Below are 15,549 nucleotides of genomic sequence, written 5' to 3' on the forward strand. Positions count from 1 at the left end.
CCGCCGGGGCGCTTGAAGTCGCCAGTTGAGGGTTTCGCTCTATCGTTCTGGCAGTTTACCGGTTAAGTCTCCACGAAGTACTTCAACGATACCGTTGAAGGTATGGATACCGGCATCAAAGACACCGTCCATCCCGTCGAGGCCGCCTCCGTCATGAGGCTGCTTCCGGCCCGGCCGCGGCTGCTCGCGCTGGGCGAGCCCACCCACGGTGAGGATCTCCTGCTCGACGTGCGCAACGAGATCTTCCGGCAGCTCGTCGAGCAGGAGGGCTACCGGACGATCGGGATCGAGAGCGACTGCCTGATGGGCCTGGTCGTGGACGACTACGTCACCTCGGGCACGGGCTCCCTCGACGAGGTCATGGAGCGCGGCTTCAGCCACGGCTGGGGCGCGTCCGCGGCCAACCGGGAGCTCGTGCGCTGGATGCGCGCCTACAACGAGGGCCGGCCCGCGGCCGAGCGGCTGCGCTTCGCCGGTCTCGACGGTCCGCTGGAGATGAGCCATGCCGCGAGCCCGCGGCAGGCCCTCACCGCTCTGCACGGCTACCTCGCGGCCCGGGTGGACGCGGACCTGCTCCCCTGTGATGCGGAAACACTCGACCGCCTGCTCGGCCCCGACGGCCGCTGGGCCAATCCCGCCACGATGATGGACCCGTCCCAATCCGTGGGGCAGTCGGCCGAGGCCGGTAAGCTGCGGCTGCTCGCCGACGATCTCGTGGCGCTGCTCGACGCGGAGACGCCGCATCTGGTCGCGGTGTCCTCCGGGGACGACTGGGACCGGGCGCACCTGTACGGGCGTGCCGCCACCGGACTGCTGCGCTACCACCACTGGATGGCCGACACGTCACCGGGCCGCATGCCGCGCCTGCTGGGCCTGCGCAGTTCGATGATCGCCGCCAACCTCCTCGCCGCCGCCGAGCGGGGCCCGGCCCTGGTCCACGCCCACAACGCGCATTTCCAGCGGGACAAGAGCACGATGCGGTTGGGCGGCACGCCGTTCGAATGGTGGAGCTCCGGTGCGATCGCGAGCGCCCACCTGGGTGAGGGATACGCCTTCCTGGCCACGGCGGTGGGCACGATCCGGCACCAGGGAGTGGACGCCCCGCCCCCGGACACGCTCGAAGGGCTCCTTTACGCGATCCCCGAGGACCGCTACGTCGTCGACGCCCGCCGCCTGGCCGCCGCCCTCGGCGACGCGCGGCCCGCCCCCCGCGAGTCTCCCTGGTTCGGCTACTCCGCGCTTGACCCGGCCCACCTCGCCGCCTACGACGGGGTCGTGTTCGTCAGGGACGTCACGCGAAGCTAGGTCGTGTCCGGCCCGGTCTGGCCGTGTGGAGACAGTGGCGTGCAGGGCAGGACGACGCGGAAGGCGGCCCCCTCGCCGGGCCGCGTTCGCAGCTCCACCGTGCCCCCGTGCGCGGCGACGATCGACCGGACGATGGCCAGGCCCAGCCCGGCGCCTCCGGCGCCGGTGCGGCTGCGTGAGCCGTCCACCCGGTAGAAACGGTCGAACACCCGGGTGGCCTCCTCCGCGGGCATCCCGGGCCCCTCGTCGGCGATCACCAGGACCCCGCCCCCGCCGGCCGTGCCGACGCCGATCCGCACCGGCGTGCCCGGCGGGGTGTGGGCGACGGCGTTGCCCACCAGGTTGGAGACCATCTGGCGCAGCCGCGCCTCGTCGCCGTGAACCGGCGCCGCACCCGGTGGCCCGCCGTCCGGCCCGGTCAGCGTGACCTCCCGTCCGGGGTCCAGTGCGCGCAGGTCGTTGTGGGCGTCGGCGGCGAGCGTCCGCAGGTCCATGGGCGCGAAGTCCATGGGCAGGGCGTCCTCGCCCTCGTCCAGGCGGGCCAGCAGGAGCAGGTCCTCCACGAGCCGGACCAGGCGCCCCGCCTCGCTCTCGATGCGGCCGAGGGTGAGATCGGCGTCGGGCAGCCCGCCCATCCGGTGCAGTTCGGCGAACCCCTTGATGCCGAAGAGCGGAGTGCGCAACTCGTGGCTGGCGTCCGCGACGAAGCGGCGCATCCGGGCCTGCGCCCGCTCCCGCTCGGCGAAGGCCGCCTCCAGTTGGCCGAGCATGACGTTCAGGGCGGCCCCCAGCCGGCCGACCTCGGTCCGGGGCGAGGCCAACGCGGGGACGCGCCGCGACAGGTCGCCCCCGGCGATGGCCGCGGCGGTCTCCTCGATACGCCGCAACGGCCGCAACCCCCGCCGTACGGCGAACCATCCGATGACGGCGAGCGACGTCACGAGCGCCGCCGCGGTCGCCGCGCAGACCGTCGTCAGGCGGCCGACGGTGGACCTCACGCCGCCGAGCGACGCCGCCACGACGACGCTGCCGGACCTGGCGGCGGGCGCCGTCGCCGAGGCGGGTCGCGGGACGGCGACGACCCGCCACCTGCCGCCTGGGCCGGTCGCGTCGAACGGCTGCCCGGCACGCCGCTCGACCGCGGCGGTGTCGAGCCGGGGGAGTGACAGGCCCCCACTCCGTTGCCCGTCCTGCTGTCCGTCCCGCGGCCACGGATCGCCCTCCTGCTCGACGGTGCCGTCGGCGCGCAGGTACGCGACGTACACCTGGTCGATCAGGTCCATGCCGGGCAGGGCGCCCAGCAGCTGGCGGCTCTGCGGCGCGGCCGGCACGGCGACCAGCAGGGCGGGGACCCGCGCCAGGACCGTGGCCATCGGGGTGAGCTGCCGGTCCACGCGTTCGATGAGGTGGGCCCGCAGCGTGGCGACCGCGACCGCGCCGCTGATCGCGAGACCGGCCGTGAGCAGGGCCATGGTGGTGAGCAGAAGCCGCCCACGCAGCGACAGGCCGCGCGGGCGCGGCGACGGGCCGCCTGCGCGCGGCCACCGGCCGCGCGGGCGCGGTGACAGGTCGCGTAAGCCCGCTGACAGGCCACGCGGGCGCGGTGCCGGACGGCTCGTGCGCGCCGTCATGGGCGCGGCCCGCGCAGCACGTATCCGATCCCGTGCATGGTGTGGATCAGCTTGGGCCCGGTCTTGTCGACCTTGCGGCGCACATAGCTCACGTACGTGTCCACGATGCTGGAGTCCCCGGCGAAGTCGTACCTCCAGACGTGCTCCAGGATCTGCGCCTTGGACACCACCCTCCCGGCGTTGAGCACCAGGTAGTGGAGCAGGCGGAACTCGGTCGGCGACAGCCGCACGGGAGTGCCCGCCCGAAGCACCTGATGGCCGTCCGGATCGAGTTCGAGGTCGGCCACCCGCAGCGTGCGGTCCTCGGGGGCGGCCCCGGCGCGCCTGAGCACGGCCTCGATCCGGGCGAGCAGCTCCTCCAGGTCGAACGGCTTGGTCACGTAGTCGTCGCCGCCCAGACGCAGCCCGTTGATCTTGTCCTGCGTGGTGTCGCGCGCGGTCAGGAACAGCACAGGCACCTGATCGGGACGGCCGCCGGACAGTCGGCGGGGAAGCTTCCGGAGACGGCGCATGACCTCGAAACCATCCATGTCGGGCAGCATGACGTCGAGGAGCACGAGGCAGGGCGGCGTGTCCCGCGCGATCTCCAGGGCCTGCGACCCGGTGGCGGCCGAGGTCACCTCGTATCCCGCGAAGCGCAGCGTGGCCGCCAGCAGTTCCCGCACCACGGGTTCGTCGTCGACCACCAGCAGATGCCACCCGTCCACCCCGGCCTCCCTTCGCCGATCAGCGGAAGAATAGGTACGCGGTGCTAAGCCCGGCGTACAGGCCGGTGCGCGGCGAGCACCCGCACCCGCCCGGCGAGCGCGGCCCCCGAGGACGCGAGAAGCGCCGCGGGCGGCACCATCAGGAGCACCGCCCGCCAGGCCGCCTCCCAGGGGTCGCTTCCGAGGCGCGCGACGGGCAGGACACGCCCCTGCAGCGTGGCGGTCACATCCAGGGACACCGCGCTGAGCGCCGCCAGGACGGGGACCGCGACGGCGACGACCAGCCCCGTCCACATCGCCGCGTACACCGCCGTGCGCGGCGTACGGCACGCGGAGGCGGGCGTGAGCACGGCGGCGAGCACTCCCGCGAGCACGGCCAGGGCGGCGCCCCCGGCCCATGCTCCCCAGACCCATGCGCCCCCGGTTTGAGGCACGTGTGTGCCGGTCCACGCCGGACCGCCCGCACCCGGGGGCCTCAGGGCGAGTCCGGGCATCAGGGCCGTGAGGCTCGAGATCGTCTCTCCCGGCCCGGACGCGGAGGAGGATCCGGCGGTGGCCGACAGAGCCGCGAAGGCGGCGTTGGGCGCGCCCAGCACGGCGAGGCCCGCCCCCGGCAGGGCCGGGAGCGCCGCCGTGACGCCCAGCAGCGTCGCCACCAGCGCGACTCCCGCGCACACACCCAGCACGGCCCGTACGGCGGCCCGTACGGGCCGTGTCGGAGTGAGGCGCGCGAGCGCCGGGCAGATCAGCAGCACCAGGCCGACGCGGACGAGACCGCCGACCGCCACGCTCTGCGTCCGCGGCTCGAAAGCCGCCCGGAGCCCGCCCGCACCCAGCACGACGGTGCCCCGAGCCGCCGCCGCGGTCAGCGCGAGCAGCGCGAGGCAGGCGACTAGGGACGACACGATCCGGATCGCCTGCGCCGCGGCCGGCGAAGGCCGCCCCACGTCCGCAGTGTCCACCGCCTGCGCAGTGTCCACCTGTGCCGTGTCCACCCCAGATGCCACGGCTGCGGACGCCGGGCGTGGCCGGCCGTGGAGCAGGGCGAGGACCAGGACGAGGGCGCCCGCGCCCGCGACGCCGAGCGGCGTCACCGTCAGCTCGGCACGCAGGCCGAGCGGCAGCCCCTCGGCGCCTGTTCCCGGCGACGCCGCGAGGACGAACGGGCCGCCGGAGACGGCCGCCGTCACGACGGCGGCGACCAGGGCGGGCGAGGCGGCCTCCAACGTCCCGGGAGACAGCGCGGCGAGGCCGAGCGCCGCGACGACGGCCATCGCCGCGAAGCCCAGCAGGGCCGCGCCGATTCCGCACATGGCCTGGTACGCCAGGGCCCGGGCGCCCGCCATCACGCGTCCCGCCGCTGGAAGACGGCGACGGCGGCGCAGAGCAGGACGAGCACGGTGGCGGCGAGCACACCGGCGCCCGCGAGCGGCGCGAGCAGTTCGGTGCCGGGATGGACCACGAAGATCCGTGCGCCCGCCGCGCTCGGCCACCAGGTGACGATCCACCTGGCCACCGGCTTGGGGAACAGGCTCGCCATGCCCGGCAGGATCAGAAGGAACGTCCCGAGCGAGATGGCCCCCGCCGACCTGCGCAGCAGGAACCCGAGCGCCATTCCGTACAGCCCGATCAGGCCGGTGAACAGGCCCGCGCCCAGCAGCGCCGCGGGCACGCCCGGATCACCGGGTCCGGCGCTCGGCAGGCCCTGCGCGGCCAGCGCCGCCTGGCTGAGCGTGAACGACAGGAGCGCCAGCGGCGGCCCGATGAGGAGCGTGGTCAGCGCGACGACGGCCCCCTTGCCGAGGAGGAGGAGCCCGCGTCTCGGCAGGGCGGTGATGCTCACCGGCATCGTGCCCGCGGCGTACTCGGTGGTCACGGCCAGTACGCCGACCGCGCTGACGAGCACCCCTGCCAGCACGAGAGCGCGAAAGGCCGTCTCCGTGGGGTCGAAGGCCGCCTGGTCCGCGGCCGACGCGCCGAGATACTCGCGTGCGGCCGCCATGCCGAACAGATAGCCGTACGATCCCGCCGCCACCACAGCCCCGGCCAGGCAGCCGAGCATGGCCCGGACGCTGCGGAACTTCACCCACTCCGAGCGCAGCACGCCGTACGCGGTCATGACACGACCCCGGCGGCACTCGTGGCGAACTCGACGCTGTCGCCGGTCAGCTCCAGATAGGCCTCCTCCAGAGAGGCTCGCCGAGGCGTGAGCTCGTGCAGGACGATTCTATGGGCGGCGGCGAGAGCGCCGACCTCGGCGCCGGACATCCCGGTCACCATCAGGCCGCCGTCGGCGCCCGGCCGCACGGTGGCGCCGGACTCCCGGAGCAGCGAGGCGAGCCGCCGCGCGTCGGGGGTGCGGACGAGCACCCCCTGCCGCGCGGCCGACTGGACGAACGTCTCCAGCCCGGTGTCGGCGATCAGCCGCCCCCGGCCGATGACGACGAGGTGGTCGGCGGTGAGGGCCATCTCACTCATCAGGTGGCTGGACAGCAGGATGGTTCTGCCCTCGCTGGCCAGGCTCCGCGTCAGCGTGCGGATCCAGCGGATGCCCTCGGGGTCCAGACCGTTGACGGGCTCGTCGAGCAGGACCACCGGGGGATCACCCAGCAGCGCCACCGCGATGCCGAGCCGCTGCTTCATCCCCAGGGAGAACCCGCCAGGACGCCGTCCCGCCACGTCGGCCAGGCCCACGAGCCCGAGCACCTCCTCGACCCGCCGCCGTCCGATGCCGTTGCCGTACGCCAGGGAGAGCAGGTGGTCGAACGCGGTCCTGCGCGGGTGCACGGCGTGCGCGTCGAGCAGCGCCCCCACCTCCCGCAGGGGTACGGGCAGGTCGGCGTAGCGCCGCCCCCCGATCGTCGCGCTCCCGCTCGTCGGCCTGTCGAGCCCGAGGATCATCCGCATCGTGCTCGTCTTGCCCGCGCCGTTCGGCCCGAGGAAGCCGGTGACGACGCCCGGCCGTACGTCGAAGCTGAGGCCGTCCACGACGGCGACCTCGCCGTACCTCTTGGTGAGCTGCCGTAACTCAATCATGGGAGGCAGGCTCGCCCACCGGTCTGCGCGACCTCTGAGAGGATCTGTGCGGTTCCTGTGAGCGGTTCGCCCCCGACCTGCGCCGGTGTCGTCTCACGCTCCCGCCCGGCGGGAGAACTCAGAGAGTTTTCACATGACCTCCGGCCGGGCAGGGGAATGATTCGGAAGCCGCTAGGCTTACCTTCACGGTGGACGAGCCGGCCGGGCGGCCGCGTCAGGGCCTCACGGCCCTGCCGAGGAAGGTCCGGGCTCCACAGGGCAGGGTGGTCGGTAACGCCGACCCGGGGTGACCCGCGGGACAGTGCCACAGAAAACAGACCGCCCCCTTCGCGGGGGGTAAGGGTGAAACGGTGGTGTAAGAGACCACCAGCGCCCACGGTGACGTGGGCGGCTCGGTAAACCCCACCCGGAGCAAGGTCAAGAAGGGACGTTCTCCGGAACGTCCCGCGCGCGACGTTTGAGGGCTGCCCGCCCGAGCCGCGCGGGTAGACCGCTTGAGGCCGCCGGCAACGGCGGTCCTAGATGGATGGCCGCCGGTCAGTCCTTGTGGCTGATCACAGAACCCGGCCTACAGGCCGGCTCGTCCACCTGTTAGCCCTGTGACCTGCATGGATGTGCTTCCCCAGCATGATCCAGCACCCGAGAGGGCATAATTCGGGCACATCGCAGGCACGCCATCGCCGGCAGTTGCAGGAGCAAGGTGAGATGACTCCTCGCCGAGCTCCGGAGCAGACATCCCGTTACTTTTCTACGCTCCGATCCGCTCTGCAAGTTCTCGCAGGTCAGAGGTAGGCGAGTCCTGCATGGTGAGTAGATCGGAGACGAGCTGCCGGGCCATGCGATGGTTCCGAAGCTGCGCGGGCGTGATCCTCTCCGCTTCGAGAAGCGCGTTCGTCGCCTCGGAGACCTGACGGCGCTGGGCGTGCGCACGGGCCACGTCGATGTGCAGCCGGGCGCGACGTTCACTCGACAACGAGGACGTGTCGACCGCCGTACCGACCCGCAAAGCGTGACCGGCGTCGCCCAGCTCGACCGCCACCGCGACCTCATAGAGAGCGACGTTCGCCGGACCAAACTCGGTGTTGTAGTCGTTGCGCCCCTCACCGAGCTTCTCGGCGATGCCCCGGGCACGGGCGAGATGCTCGTAAGCCGCGTCGGCATGGTTGAGCCGCGACGCCGCGACCGCCCGTTGCAGGGTGAGCCCGCCCCACAAAGACATGGCCTCGGGCTTGCCCTGGTCGGCCAGGAACCACAACGCCTCTGCGGCGGTACGCGCGGTCTCCTCCGCCTGGTCGAAGAGGCGCGCACCGAGGAACACGAAGCCGAGCCGGAAAGCGCCGGCGGCCACCATCAACGGGTCACCGCCACGTTCGGCCGCGACCATGGCCCGGTCGGCGGCGATCCACGCGGCCTCGGGTTCGCCGAGCTTGGCCAGCGCCGCCGAACAGGCTTGATAGAGCGCGGCGAGCATCTCGAACAGCTCCGGCCGCCGATCCTCGGGCGCCGACCGGCCCGCCCCCTCCAGCACCGGAATGAGGCTGCGCAGCAGGTCTCCGAGCTCGACGTACTGGCTTTCATGGGTGAGGTGCCAAGCCCGCTCAACCTGTGGCCGGATCTCATCACTCGGCGGCACGGGGGCCGCGTGCAGCATCGCCTGCAACGCGTGCGCCCCGGAGAGCACGAGGCGCAGGTTCGCCGAGCCGGGGATTTCCTCAGTGGTGGCGGCGACGATGGGCGCCTCGGCGGCCAATTCGGACAAGGGCACTTCGAGGGTCTCGGCGACCTTCTCCAGCACCGACATGCGGTCGATCTTGCGAACGCCGCGCTCGACCTGGGAGACCCAGGCGACCGACCGGCCGACGAGGTTGGCCAGCTCCACTTGGGACAGACCACGCCGCTTGCGCTCCTGGGCGATCCGCCGGCCCAAGGCGCGCTGGTACTCCTCGCTCACGGGGTCGTGACCTTGCCCACCTGTAGGTCGAGCCAGTCGATTTCGAAACCCGAAATCAGGTCGTCCCGAGCGCCGAAGAATCGCTTGGTGTGCTCCTGCTCCTCGTGGGCGTCGAACGCGGCGCGGTCACGGTAGAGCTCGTAGAAGATCCGCAGCAGCGGCTCACCGTCGACCTTGTGGACGGTGTAGACGAGCGTGCCCGGCTCGTGCGCCTTGATGCCCTCGATGGTCTCGCCGATGAGCTGGTCGAACGTCTCTGCGGTGGCCTCGTCCTTGCAGGTGAACCGAACTACTAGCCCGAACATGACACCCCTCCCTTTCGCGTGTGGGGCCGTTCGTGGCCCGTTGAGTCGCCGCTTCTCATGTGATCAGTACTCAATGTGCGTGGCAAGTACTGGAAGTGGCTTGTACTTGATACCGCAGCAGTACTTTAAGTACAGATCATGAGCTGACCCTGTCTGACCTGCATGATCGTGAGGGGCCGAATGAACGCCCACCCCCTTGAGTGGCGCCGCACCTTTCCCGGAATCACCAGACAGGTCAGCGAAGCCCGCCGGTTCGTGGCGGAGCATCTGCCCCTACGGGCCGAGATCGAGACCGCCCAACTGATCGTTTCGGAGTTGGCGACGAACGCCCTCCGGCACACGGGCAGTGGTGAACCCGGGGGGCGGTTCGTGGTCACGGTCCGTCTGGAGACGTCGCGAGTGTGGCTTGGCGTTCTCGACGAAAGAGGAGTGGGGCGCCACCGAGGTACACAAGCCTGACGACCGCCAGGAGTGCGGGCGTGGCTCGATCTCGTCGACCATCTAGCGCAGACGTGGGGTGTACACGGGGACGAGCGGAGCCGGACCGTGTGGGCGACGGTGGCGATGGGTTCCCCCCTTCCTTGCGCATGAACTCGTGCCTGAGCCCGCATCCTGCGCCGGCGCAGGAGAAGCACGTGAAGCTGACGTGGTGGCGGACGGGGACCATGGGCCACGTTCGGCCGCTTGCGTGGACGTCTGATTGCCAGCGGACTGGCTATGAGCTGTGCGCTGCCGGAGGGCAGACGTTCATCCGTCGCCGGCGCTGAGGGGTGACGTGCGAGATACCCAGGATGTCGACCGGCGAAGGGCACGAGTTGCGGGTGTTGCTGCTCGCTGGGCTCGTTCGGTAGGACAGGCCGAGGGTATCCTCGCGTCGACTGATCTTGATCTACAGCATTGGTTCATAATGTAGTGACCAATTAGTAGCCGAACTAAGTGTGCGGATTGTGGCAGACGGGTGCGTCATTCTAAGACGACGGCGACATCGAAACTACCCTTGAAGAGCTCCCGTTCTCCCGTTCGTCAGGAGAAGGTCGGTGGCCGAGGTTTTGGCTGTCCAGGGCGCTTCGGGGGCGCATGGCTTCGGAAGATGCTGGCAACCGATGACAACGGACAGAATATCTTTGCAGCTCACCTATGGCGTGGAGCGGTCCGCCGCAGGTAGGAGGCGTGCGAAATTTGAACCCGGCCTACAGGCCGGCTCGTCCACCTTCCGCCCCTCTGAGCTGGGCCGACTCCCGGATCAACTCCTGCTCGGGGCACATCGGGGGCGCTCGCGGACGACGATGGACGCTCCGGAGCAGGTAGACACCACACCGGGCCTGGCTCGAACACCTGTTTCCGTTGCCTGATAAAAAAGCAATACCGAGCACCGCTGGATCGAAGACACGTCCACCGAGCAGCTAACATGCGCTCGGTGATCAAGTTCCGCTCTGCGTTGACACCACTGGGCCAGGTTTCCCCCTGGGGCCATGAGGATCGTCAACTGCACTGGTTCGGACTAACCGATGGCTGGTACTGGATAGAACTGGCCGGTCACGAGTTGCTGCGCTACTCACCGGAAACGCTTCAGCATCATCGAACCGACCATCCTGCCGTGCAGCGCCCATATGTCGACTACTACGTGGCTCGGCTATGGGAAGACATCAACGAGATGACACCCACTGTCCTCCAACCGGTGCCAACCGATCTCCTGGATTTCGTGGCCAGCGACCCCGACTCCTGGCGGCCGATGGACAGCGATGCAGCCATGATTGCCGCGGAGTGGCACGCCGAGCATGCCTTGGATCTCGGCTACATCCGACAACCACCCCGCGTCAGGGCTTGGCGTACCGTCGGCGACGATTTCGACATGGTGACAGTGACCTGGCGGCATGACGACGATGGCGACATCCGGTTCACAGCTGACCCGGCCGGTCAGGTCGAAATCCCGACCGAATCGTTCCTCGCCGCCGTCCGGCAACTCGACCTTGAGCTCATGACCGCCATGAAGCGGAGAATCAGAGCATTGGAGCGGACAGGGCCACCGAGCGGTGTCCGGTTGGACCTGGATGCACTCCGCGCCGAGCACGTAAATCGAGCGACATGGCTGGCTCAACGCTTACAACGCGAACCGGCAACCGACTGGGCAGCCGTCGGCGCCGGCGCGGAAGAGCTGCTCCCGCGCTGAGGGCGCGAAATGGGTCTCGGTGAGATAGGCCACGGGCCCTAAAGGGGATACCGCGCCGTCCAGGTCTACGAGTTGCCTCTGGGGGCCGTCAGCCGGCGTTCTTCATCTTCCATCCGAGACTTTTGGAGTCTCCGGATTCATCCGCTCTGCGAACCTTGATGCTGTGGTTCCTGATGGTTCGATTCTTCTCGGTGGCGCGAATCTTCGGAGTGTCCTCGTCGAGTCCGGCGCGAAGAACGAAGTCACGCCATTGCGTCTCGTCCAAAGCCGAGATCTATTGCCCAACCTCGCGGATGCATTCCGCGATGACCGTTGCTGCCATGTGCGTGAATTGGCCGACTCCGACAATTTCTCCCGTGACTTCTAGGCCGACTACGGTCCACCATGAGACGTGGCTCCAGGGCATCCGGATAAGAGGTTATTCGGGATCGCCCTTGAACAGTTCGATGTCGTCCCCGATCTGAAGCCCCCTTGCCTCGATGTGAAGTTCTGGCATGCGAGGGAGATTAGTCTCCCTTGACCGACAGTGCGAGGGACTCACACTGAGAGTGACAAGATGCGAAACCTTTAGGAAGGTGCGAAATGGTGATTCCGGGCTGCGGCTGTGACCAGGGTTGCTCAGACGAGATGGGGAAGGCTTACGCCGGTCCCCCTCGTTGGGTAGTCATCATGACCAACAAGTGATGTCGCACTAGGAAGGCCGGTACTCCTCCCGGAACGGAGTACCGGCCTTCTCTGCGCCTGGCTCTGTAGTCGGGTCTCGATACCGGCGGCACCCAGGAGACCTGGTAGGGGCGAACCGGGGGAGTCCTGCCAGGCTGGAGACCTGCCCCGGAAGAACCCGGCCTACAGGCCGGCACGTCCACCTTCCGCCCCTCTGAGCCTTCGCTCGGGCTTCCGGCACCCGTGCGAGCCCGCTCGGATGCCGGCCGTCCTTCAAACCCAGCGGCTCGTCATGTCGATGCCGTGGGCGTCGGCCCTGCCGCTCGTGCCTGCGAACCCAGCCGAAATTGGTTCGCGAGACAGGTTCCCGAGCACCTAGCGTTGAACCCCCCTATGGCCGCGGAGGACGTGCCGTGTCCGCGACCGGTATCAGCGAATGGAGGTGCGGAGCGGAATGACGTGTCACCTTGTCGCACTCTGCTTCGACGCGCACGACCCGTCCCGTCTCGCGCGATTCTGGGCCGGTGTCCTGGGCTGGGAGATGGCCGACGACCCCCTGCACGGCATCACGCTTCTGCCGAGCGATGACACCGGCTTCCGGATCAGATTTCTTCCGAGTCGGGAGCAGAAGACCGGCCAGAACCAGATGCACTTCGACCTGACGAGCGCGTCCCTTGAGGACCAGCAGAAGACGGTGGCGAAGGCGCTCGGGCTCGGCGCCCGGCATATCGACATCGGGCAGCGCCCGGACGAGGACCATATCGTGCTCGCCGACCCCGAGGGCAACGAGTTCTGCGTGATCGGGCCGGACAACGAATTCCTCGCCGACTGCGGATTCATCGGAGCGCTGGCGTGCGACGGTTCGCAGGAGGTCGGGTACTTCTGGAGCAAGGCTCTGGGCTGGCCGCTGGTCTGGGATCAGGACCAGGAGACCGCAATCCGCTCGCCGCATGGTGGCCCGAAGATCACCTGGGGTGGTCCGCCGCTGGCGCCGAAGACCGGCAAGGAGCGGCTGCATTTCGATCTCGCTCCACCCGCCGACGGCGATCAGCAAACGGAGGTCGATCGTCTCATCTCCCTCGGGGCGACGCGTATCGACATCGGTCAGGGCGAGGTCGGCTGGGTGGTCATGGCCGATCCCGACGGCCACGAGTTCTGCGTGCAGACCCCGCGATAGCGCGAACGCGAGAGCCGGATCCGGACCGTTCTCCCGCCGACCGCGAGTCCCGTCAACACGGGAAAACGGGTACAAACGTCGCCGCATTGGGTGCAAGCTGGGCGCGTGAACCATCCGCACACGGTGGTCCTTGTCGAGGGGATCAGCGACAGGTCGGCCATTGAGGCGTTGGCCGAGCGCCGGGGCCGAAACCTCGCGGCTGAAGGCATCTCCGTTGTGGCGATGGGCGGTGCCACGAACATCGGGGCGCACATCGGCGAGTTCGGCCCTCTCGGTCGCGACCTCCGGCTGGCCGGTCTGTGCGACGCCGGCGAACAAGGCGCCTTTCTGCGGGGGCTCGAGCGCGCGGGCTTCGGATCCGATCTCGCCAGAAGTGATCTGGAGGCGCTCGGATTCTTCGTGTGCGTGGCCGATCTGGAAGACGAGCTGATCCGCGCGCTCGGCACCGCCACGGTCGAGCGCGTCGTCGATGCCCTGGGCGAGCTCGGCTCCTTCCGCACGCTCCAGAAGCAACCCCCATGGCGCGGACGCAGCACCCACGACCAGCTACGCCGGTTCATGGGAGCAGGCAGCGGCCGCAAGATCCGCTACGCGGGCCCGCTCGTCGCGGCACTGGAGCTCGATCGCGTGCCGCAGCCGCTGGACGGCCTGCTGGCCCACCTCTGAGACTGCATGCTTCGCCGGGGCTTTCATCGGCAGCGTGTGGAAGTCCCTCCACCGCCCCAGCAGCGACTGGCGGGAGTTCCTCGATCTCGTACGCCGCACCGGAGACGACGTGCAGGGTGTGGAGGACCGCTGGCACGGGAAGGGCGCCACGATCGTGCACTGGGTGAATCGGGGGTTCACCAAGCCGTCCCCCGGACGCTGCGACACCTGGACCGCCGCCGGGAAATCGGTCGCCTGACGTACGGGGTCCTGCGGCCGTTGACGGTGTAGTCGACGCGGGAGGCATGGGGGATGGTCACGGTCTGATGCGCCTTGAACCTGTCGAGTTCGGCCGTGAGGTCGAGCGAGGCGAGCCCAGGCGATGCTCCCCCCGAGTCGGCGCGTGCGATCAGGGGCCGGTCCGCGGGGCCCTGGTGATCGATGCCACGGCGTCGGCGATCTGCATCCGCAGCGTGGCGGGGTCGGTGGCCAGCCCCGGGCTCAGCCTCGGGCCGAAGGGGCTCGCCGCCGACCAGGCGGTGGCGAGGGCCAGGATGGCCGTCAGCAGGAATTCGGGCGCGAAGCGCGCCCCCGGCCCGTCCGCCTCCCGCGCCGCCGCCTCCATGGCCGAGACTTTCGCAGTCTGCGCCGCGTTGCGCAGGGCGACCGCGCCGGTCTCCTGCTCCAGGCCCGCCCACGCCATGAGCCGCATCAGGCCGGGCTCGGCCATTGAGAAGTCGAAGACCCGCGCCGCATACCCGGGCAGGTCGTCGGGCGTGAACCGCAACTCGTCGTAGACCCGTCGCAGGTTCTGCTCCAGGACGGTGGCGAACAGGGTCTCCTTGCTCTGGAAGTAGATGTAGAGCAGGTTCTTGTTGCAGCCGGCCGCCTTGGCGATGCGGTCGACACGCGCCCCGGCGATGCCGTGAGCGGAGAACTCATCCCGCGCCGCTTCGAGGATGCGCGCCTTCGTCGCCTCGGCGTTACCTGTTGCCACGGCGCCATCCTAGCGTTGACTAACCGGTTAGATGGCGGCATATGCTAACTAACGAGTTAGGCAGCTTCTGGAAGGAACGAGGATGGACGCACGTACATGGCTGATCACCGGAGTGAGCAGTGGCTTCGGCCGGGAGATGACCGAACAGCTCCTCCGCCGCGGTGACCGGGTCGCGGGGACGGCCCGGCGGATGGAGTCGATGGGCGACCTGAAGGCGGAGTACGGCGACCGGCTGTGGCTCGCCCGCCTCGACCTGACCGATGGCCCCGCGATCCGGGAGGTCGTGGACCGGGCATTCGCCGACTTGGGCAGGATCGATGGGGTGGTCAGCAACGCCGGGTATGGCCTGTTCGGCGCGGCCGAGGAGCTCACGGACGAGCAGATCGTCCACCAGATCGACACGAACCTGCTCGGCTCGATCCGGCTGGTGCGCGCCGCGCTGCCTCACCTGCGCCGACAGGGCGGCGGCCGCATCATCCAGCTCTCCACGTACGGCGGTCAAGCTACGAACGCGGGCGCGTCCGCGTATCACGCGAGCAAGTGGGGCATCGAGGGGTTCATGGAGTCGACGGCCAAGGACGTCGCCCCGTTCGGCATCGGCGTGACCATCGTCGAGCCGGGCAGTGTCCGTACGCGATTCCGCGATGGGAGCTCACGGCTCGCCACGCCGATGAGCGCCTACGACGCCAGCCCGGCCGCGCTGACCCGGGGCATCCGCAATCCAGCGCTGCCGTCTGTCGGCGACCTCGCGAAGACGGCCGCGGCGATTGTCGGCTGTGCGGACCTGGACCCCGCGCCCGTACGGGTCGCCCTGGGCAGCGACTCCTACACCTTCATCCACACGGCACTCGCCGATCGGCTCGCGGAGCTGGAGGCGCGACGGGACCTCGCCTTCTCGACTGATGCCGATGCCGATGCCGATGCCGGCGCCGAGGCCGCTCGCCGCTGAAGACCGACCGGCA

At 69.6% G+C, this 15,549-nt stretch carries 14 protein-coding genes and 1 other RNA gene; 7 read left to right on the plus strand and 8 right to left on the minus strand.

Features of this window, described 5'->3' with window-relative positions:
* Nucleotides 1-102 precede the first annotated feature (102 nt).
* Nucleotides 103-1,305, plus strand: coding sequence for an erythromycin esterase family protein (locus ACGFIB_RS10995; protein WP_393370602.1), 1,203 nt, complete (start codon nucleotides 103-105; stop codon nucleotides 1,303-1,305).
* On the opposite strand, the gene ACGFIB_RS11000 is transcribed toward ACGFIB_RS10995, so the two are convergent.
* The 5 genes from ACGFIB_RS11000 to ACGFIB_RS11020 form a co-directional block, all read right to left on the minus strand.
* Nucleotides 1,302-2,777, minus strand: coding sequence for a sensor histidine kinase (locus ACGFIB_RS11000; protein WP_393370605.1), 1,476 nt, complete (start codon nucleotides 2,775-2,777; stop codon nucleotides 1,302-1,304). The two genes, ACGFIB_RS10995 and ACGFIB_RS11000, sit on opposite strands and share 4 nt — an antisense overlap.
* A 155-nt stretch (nucleotides 2,778-2,932) precedes the next feature.
* Entirely contained in the window at nucleotides 2,933-3,643 is a 711-nt protein-coding gene (locus ACGFIB_RS11005) for a response regulator transcription factor (RefSeq protein WP_357242356.1), read from the minus strand.
* Nucleotides 3,644-3,687: 44 nt separating this feature from the next.
* On the minus strand, nucleotides 3,688-4,989 hold the full coding sequence (locus ACGFIB_RS11010; protein WP_393370609.1) for a hypothetical protein: 1,302 nt from the start codon (nucleotides 4,987-4,989) through the stop codon (nucleotides 3,688-3,690).
* A complete protein-coding gene (locus tag ACGFIB_RS11015) occupies nucleotides 4,989-5,762 on the minus strand; it encodes a hypothetical protein (RefSeq protein ID WP_393370612.1) in 774 nt (257 codons plus the stop codon). The genes ACGFIB_RS11010 and ACGFIB_RS11015 overlap by 1 nt, the downstream gene beginning before the upstream one ends.
* Nucleotides 5,759-6,679, minus strand: a complete 921-nt coding sequence (locus ACGFIB_RS11020; RefSeq protein WP_393370615.1) for an ABC transporter ATP-binding protein — start codon at nucleotides 6,677-6,679, stop codon at nucleotides 5,759-5,761. Before ACGFIB_RS11020 ends, ACGFIB_RS11015 begins: the two co-directional genes overlap by 4 nt.
* A 193-nt stretch (nucleotides 6,680-6,872) precedes the next feature.
* Between ACGFIB_RS11020 and rnpB the strand changes: the two genes are divergently transcribed.
* Nucleotides 6,873-7,266: RNase P RNA component class A (gene rnpB / locus ACGFIB_RS11025), an RNA gene on the plus strand.
* Nucleotides 7,267-7,427: 161 nt separating this feature from the next.
* Here the strand turns inward: rnpB and ACGFIB_RS11030 are convergent.
* Nucleotides 7,428-8,630 (minus strand): helix-turn-helix domain-containing protein, encoded by a 1,203-nt coding sequence (locus ACGFIB_RS11030; RefSeq protein WP_393370618.1) that lies wholly within the window; start codon nucleotides 8,628-8,630, stop codon nucleotides 7,428-7,430.
* Nucleotides 8,627-8,935, minus strand: coding sequence for a putative quinol monooxygenase (locus ACGFIB_RS11035; RefSeq protein WP_191051391.1), 309 nt, complete (start codon nucleotides 8,933-8,935; stop codon nucleotides 8,627-8,629). Before ACGFIB_RS11035 ends, ACGFIB_RS11030 begins: the two co-directional genes overlap by 4 nt.
* A 1,417-nt stretch (nucleotides 8,936-10,352) precedes the next feature.
* Here ACGFIB_RS11035 and ACGFIB_RS11040 point away from each other — a divergent pair.
* The 4 genes from ACGFIB_RS11040 to ACGFIB_RS11055 all read left to right on the plus strand — a co-directional run bounded on the left by ACGFIB_RS11040 (nucleotide 10,353) and on the right by ACGFIB_RS11055 (nucleotide 13,849).
* Nucleotides 10,353-11,105, plus strand: a complete 753-nt coding sequence (locus ACGFIB_RS11040) for a DUF5984 family protein (RefSeq protein WP_393370621.1) — start codon at nucleotides 10,353-10,355, stop codon at nucleotides 11,103-11,105.
* Nucleotides 11,106-12,222: 1,117 nt separating this feature from the next.
* Nucleotides 12,223-12,945, plus strand: coding sequence for a VOC family protein (locus ACGFIB_RS11045; protein WP_393370624.1), 723 nt, complete (start codon nucleotides 12,223-12,225; stop codon nucleotides 12,943-12,945).
* Nucleotides 12,946-13,050: 105 nt separating this feature from the next.
* Entirely contained in the window at nucleotides 13,051-13,611 is a 561-nt protein-coding gene (locus ACGFIB_RS11050) for a TOPRIM nucleotidyl transferase/hydrolase domain-containing protein (RefSeq protein ID WP_357256953.1), read from the plus strand.
* Between the two features lie 34 nt (nucleotides 13,612-13,645).
* Entirely contained in the window at nucleotides 13,646-13,849 is a 204-nt protein-coding gene (locus ACGFIB_RS11055) for a hypothetical protein (RefSeq protein ID WP_393370628.1), read from the plus strand.
* 150 nt (nucleotides 13,850-13,999) lie between these two features.
* On the opposite strand, the gene ACGFIB_RS11060 is transcribed toward ACGFIB_RS11055, so the two are convergent.
* Nucleotides 14,000-14,587: a TetR family transcriptional regulator gene (locus ACGFIB_RS11060; protein ID WP_393370631.1), complete on the minus strand. Its 588-nt coding sequence runs from the start codon at nucleotides 14,585-14,587 to the stop codon at nucleotides 14,000-14,002.
* An 82-nt stretch (nucleotides 14,588-14,669) separates the two neighbouring features.
* Between ACGFIB_RS11060 and ACGFIB_RS11065 the strand changes: the two genes are divergently transcribed.
* A complete protein-coding gene (locus ACGFIB_RS11065; protein ID WP_393370633.1) occupies nucleotides 14,670-15,536 on the plus strand; it encodes an SDR family oxidoreductase in 867 nt (288 codons plus the stop codon).
* Nucleotides 15,537-15,549: the final 13 nt, after the last annotated feature.

Origin of the sequence: Microbispora bryophytorum, assembly GCF_043197435.1 — a bacterium.
In the GTDB taxonomy this organism is placed as follows: domain Bacteria; phylum Actinomycetota; class Actinomycetes; order Streptosporangiales; family Streptosporangiaceae; genus Microbispora; species Microbispora bryophytorum.

What these genes read in the sequence shown, in the direction of transcription:
- ACGFIB_RS10995 (WP_393370602.1), top strand. Translation starts at nt 103, where the DNA reads ATGGATACCGGCATCAAAGACACCGTCCATCCCGTCGAGGCCGCCTCC.
- ACGFIB_RS11020 (WP_393370615.1), bottom strand. Translation starts at nt 6,679, where the DNA reads ATGATTGAGTTACGGCAGCTCACCAAGAGGTACGGCGAGGTCGCCGTC.
- ACGFIB_RS11010 (WP_393370609.1), bottom strand. Translation starts at nt 4,989, where the DNA reads ATGGCGGGCGCCCGGGCCCTGGCGTACCAGGCCATGTGCGGAATCGGC.
- ACGFIB_RS11065 (WP_393370633.1), top strand. Translation starts at nt 14,670, where the DNA reads ATGGACGCACGTACATGGCTGATCACCGGAGTGAGCAGTGGCTTCGGC.
- ACGFIB_RS11000 (WP_393370605.1), bottom strand. Translation starts at nt 2,777, where the DNA reads ATGGCCCTGCTCACGGCCGGTCTCGCGATCAGCGGCGCGGTCGCGGTC.
- ACGFIB_RS11045 (WP_393370624.1), top strand. Translation starts at nt 12,223, where the DNA reads ATGACGTGTCACCTTGTCGCACTCTGCTTCGACGCGCACGACCCGTCC.
- ACGFIB_RS11035 (WP_191051391.1), bottom strand. Translation starts at nt 8,935, where the DNA reads ATGTTCGGGCTAGTAGTTCGGTTCACCTGCAAGGACGAGGCCACCGCA.
- ACGFIB_RS11015 (WP_393370612.1), bottom strand. Translation starts at nt 5,762, where the DNA reads ATGACCGCGTACGGCGTGCTGCGCTCGGAGTGGGTGAAGTTCCGCAGC.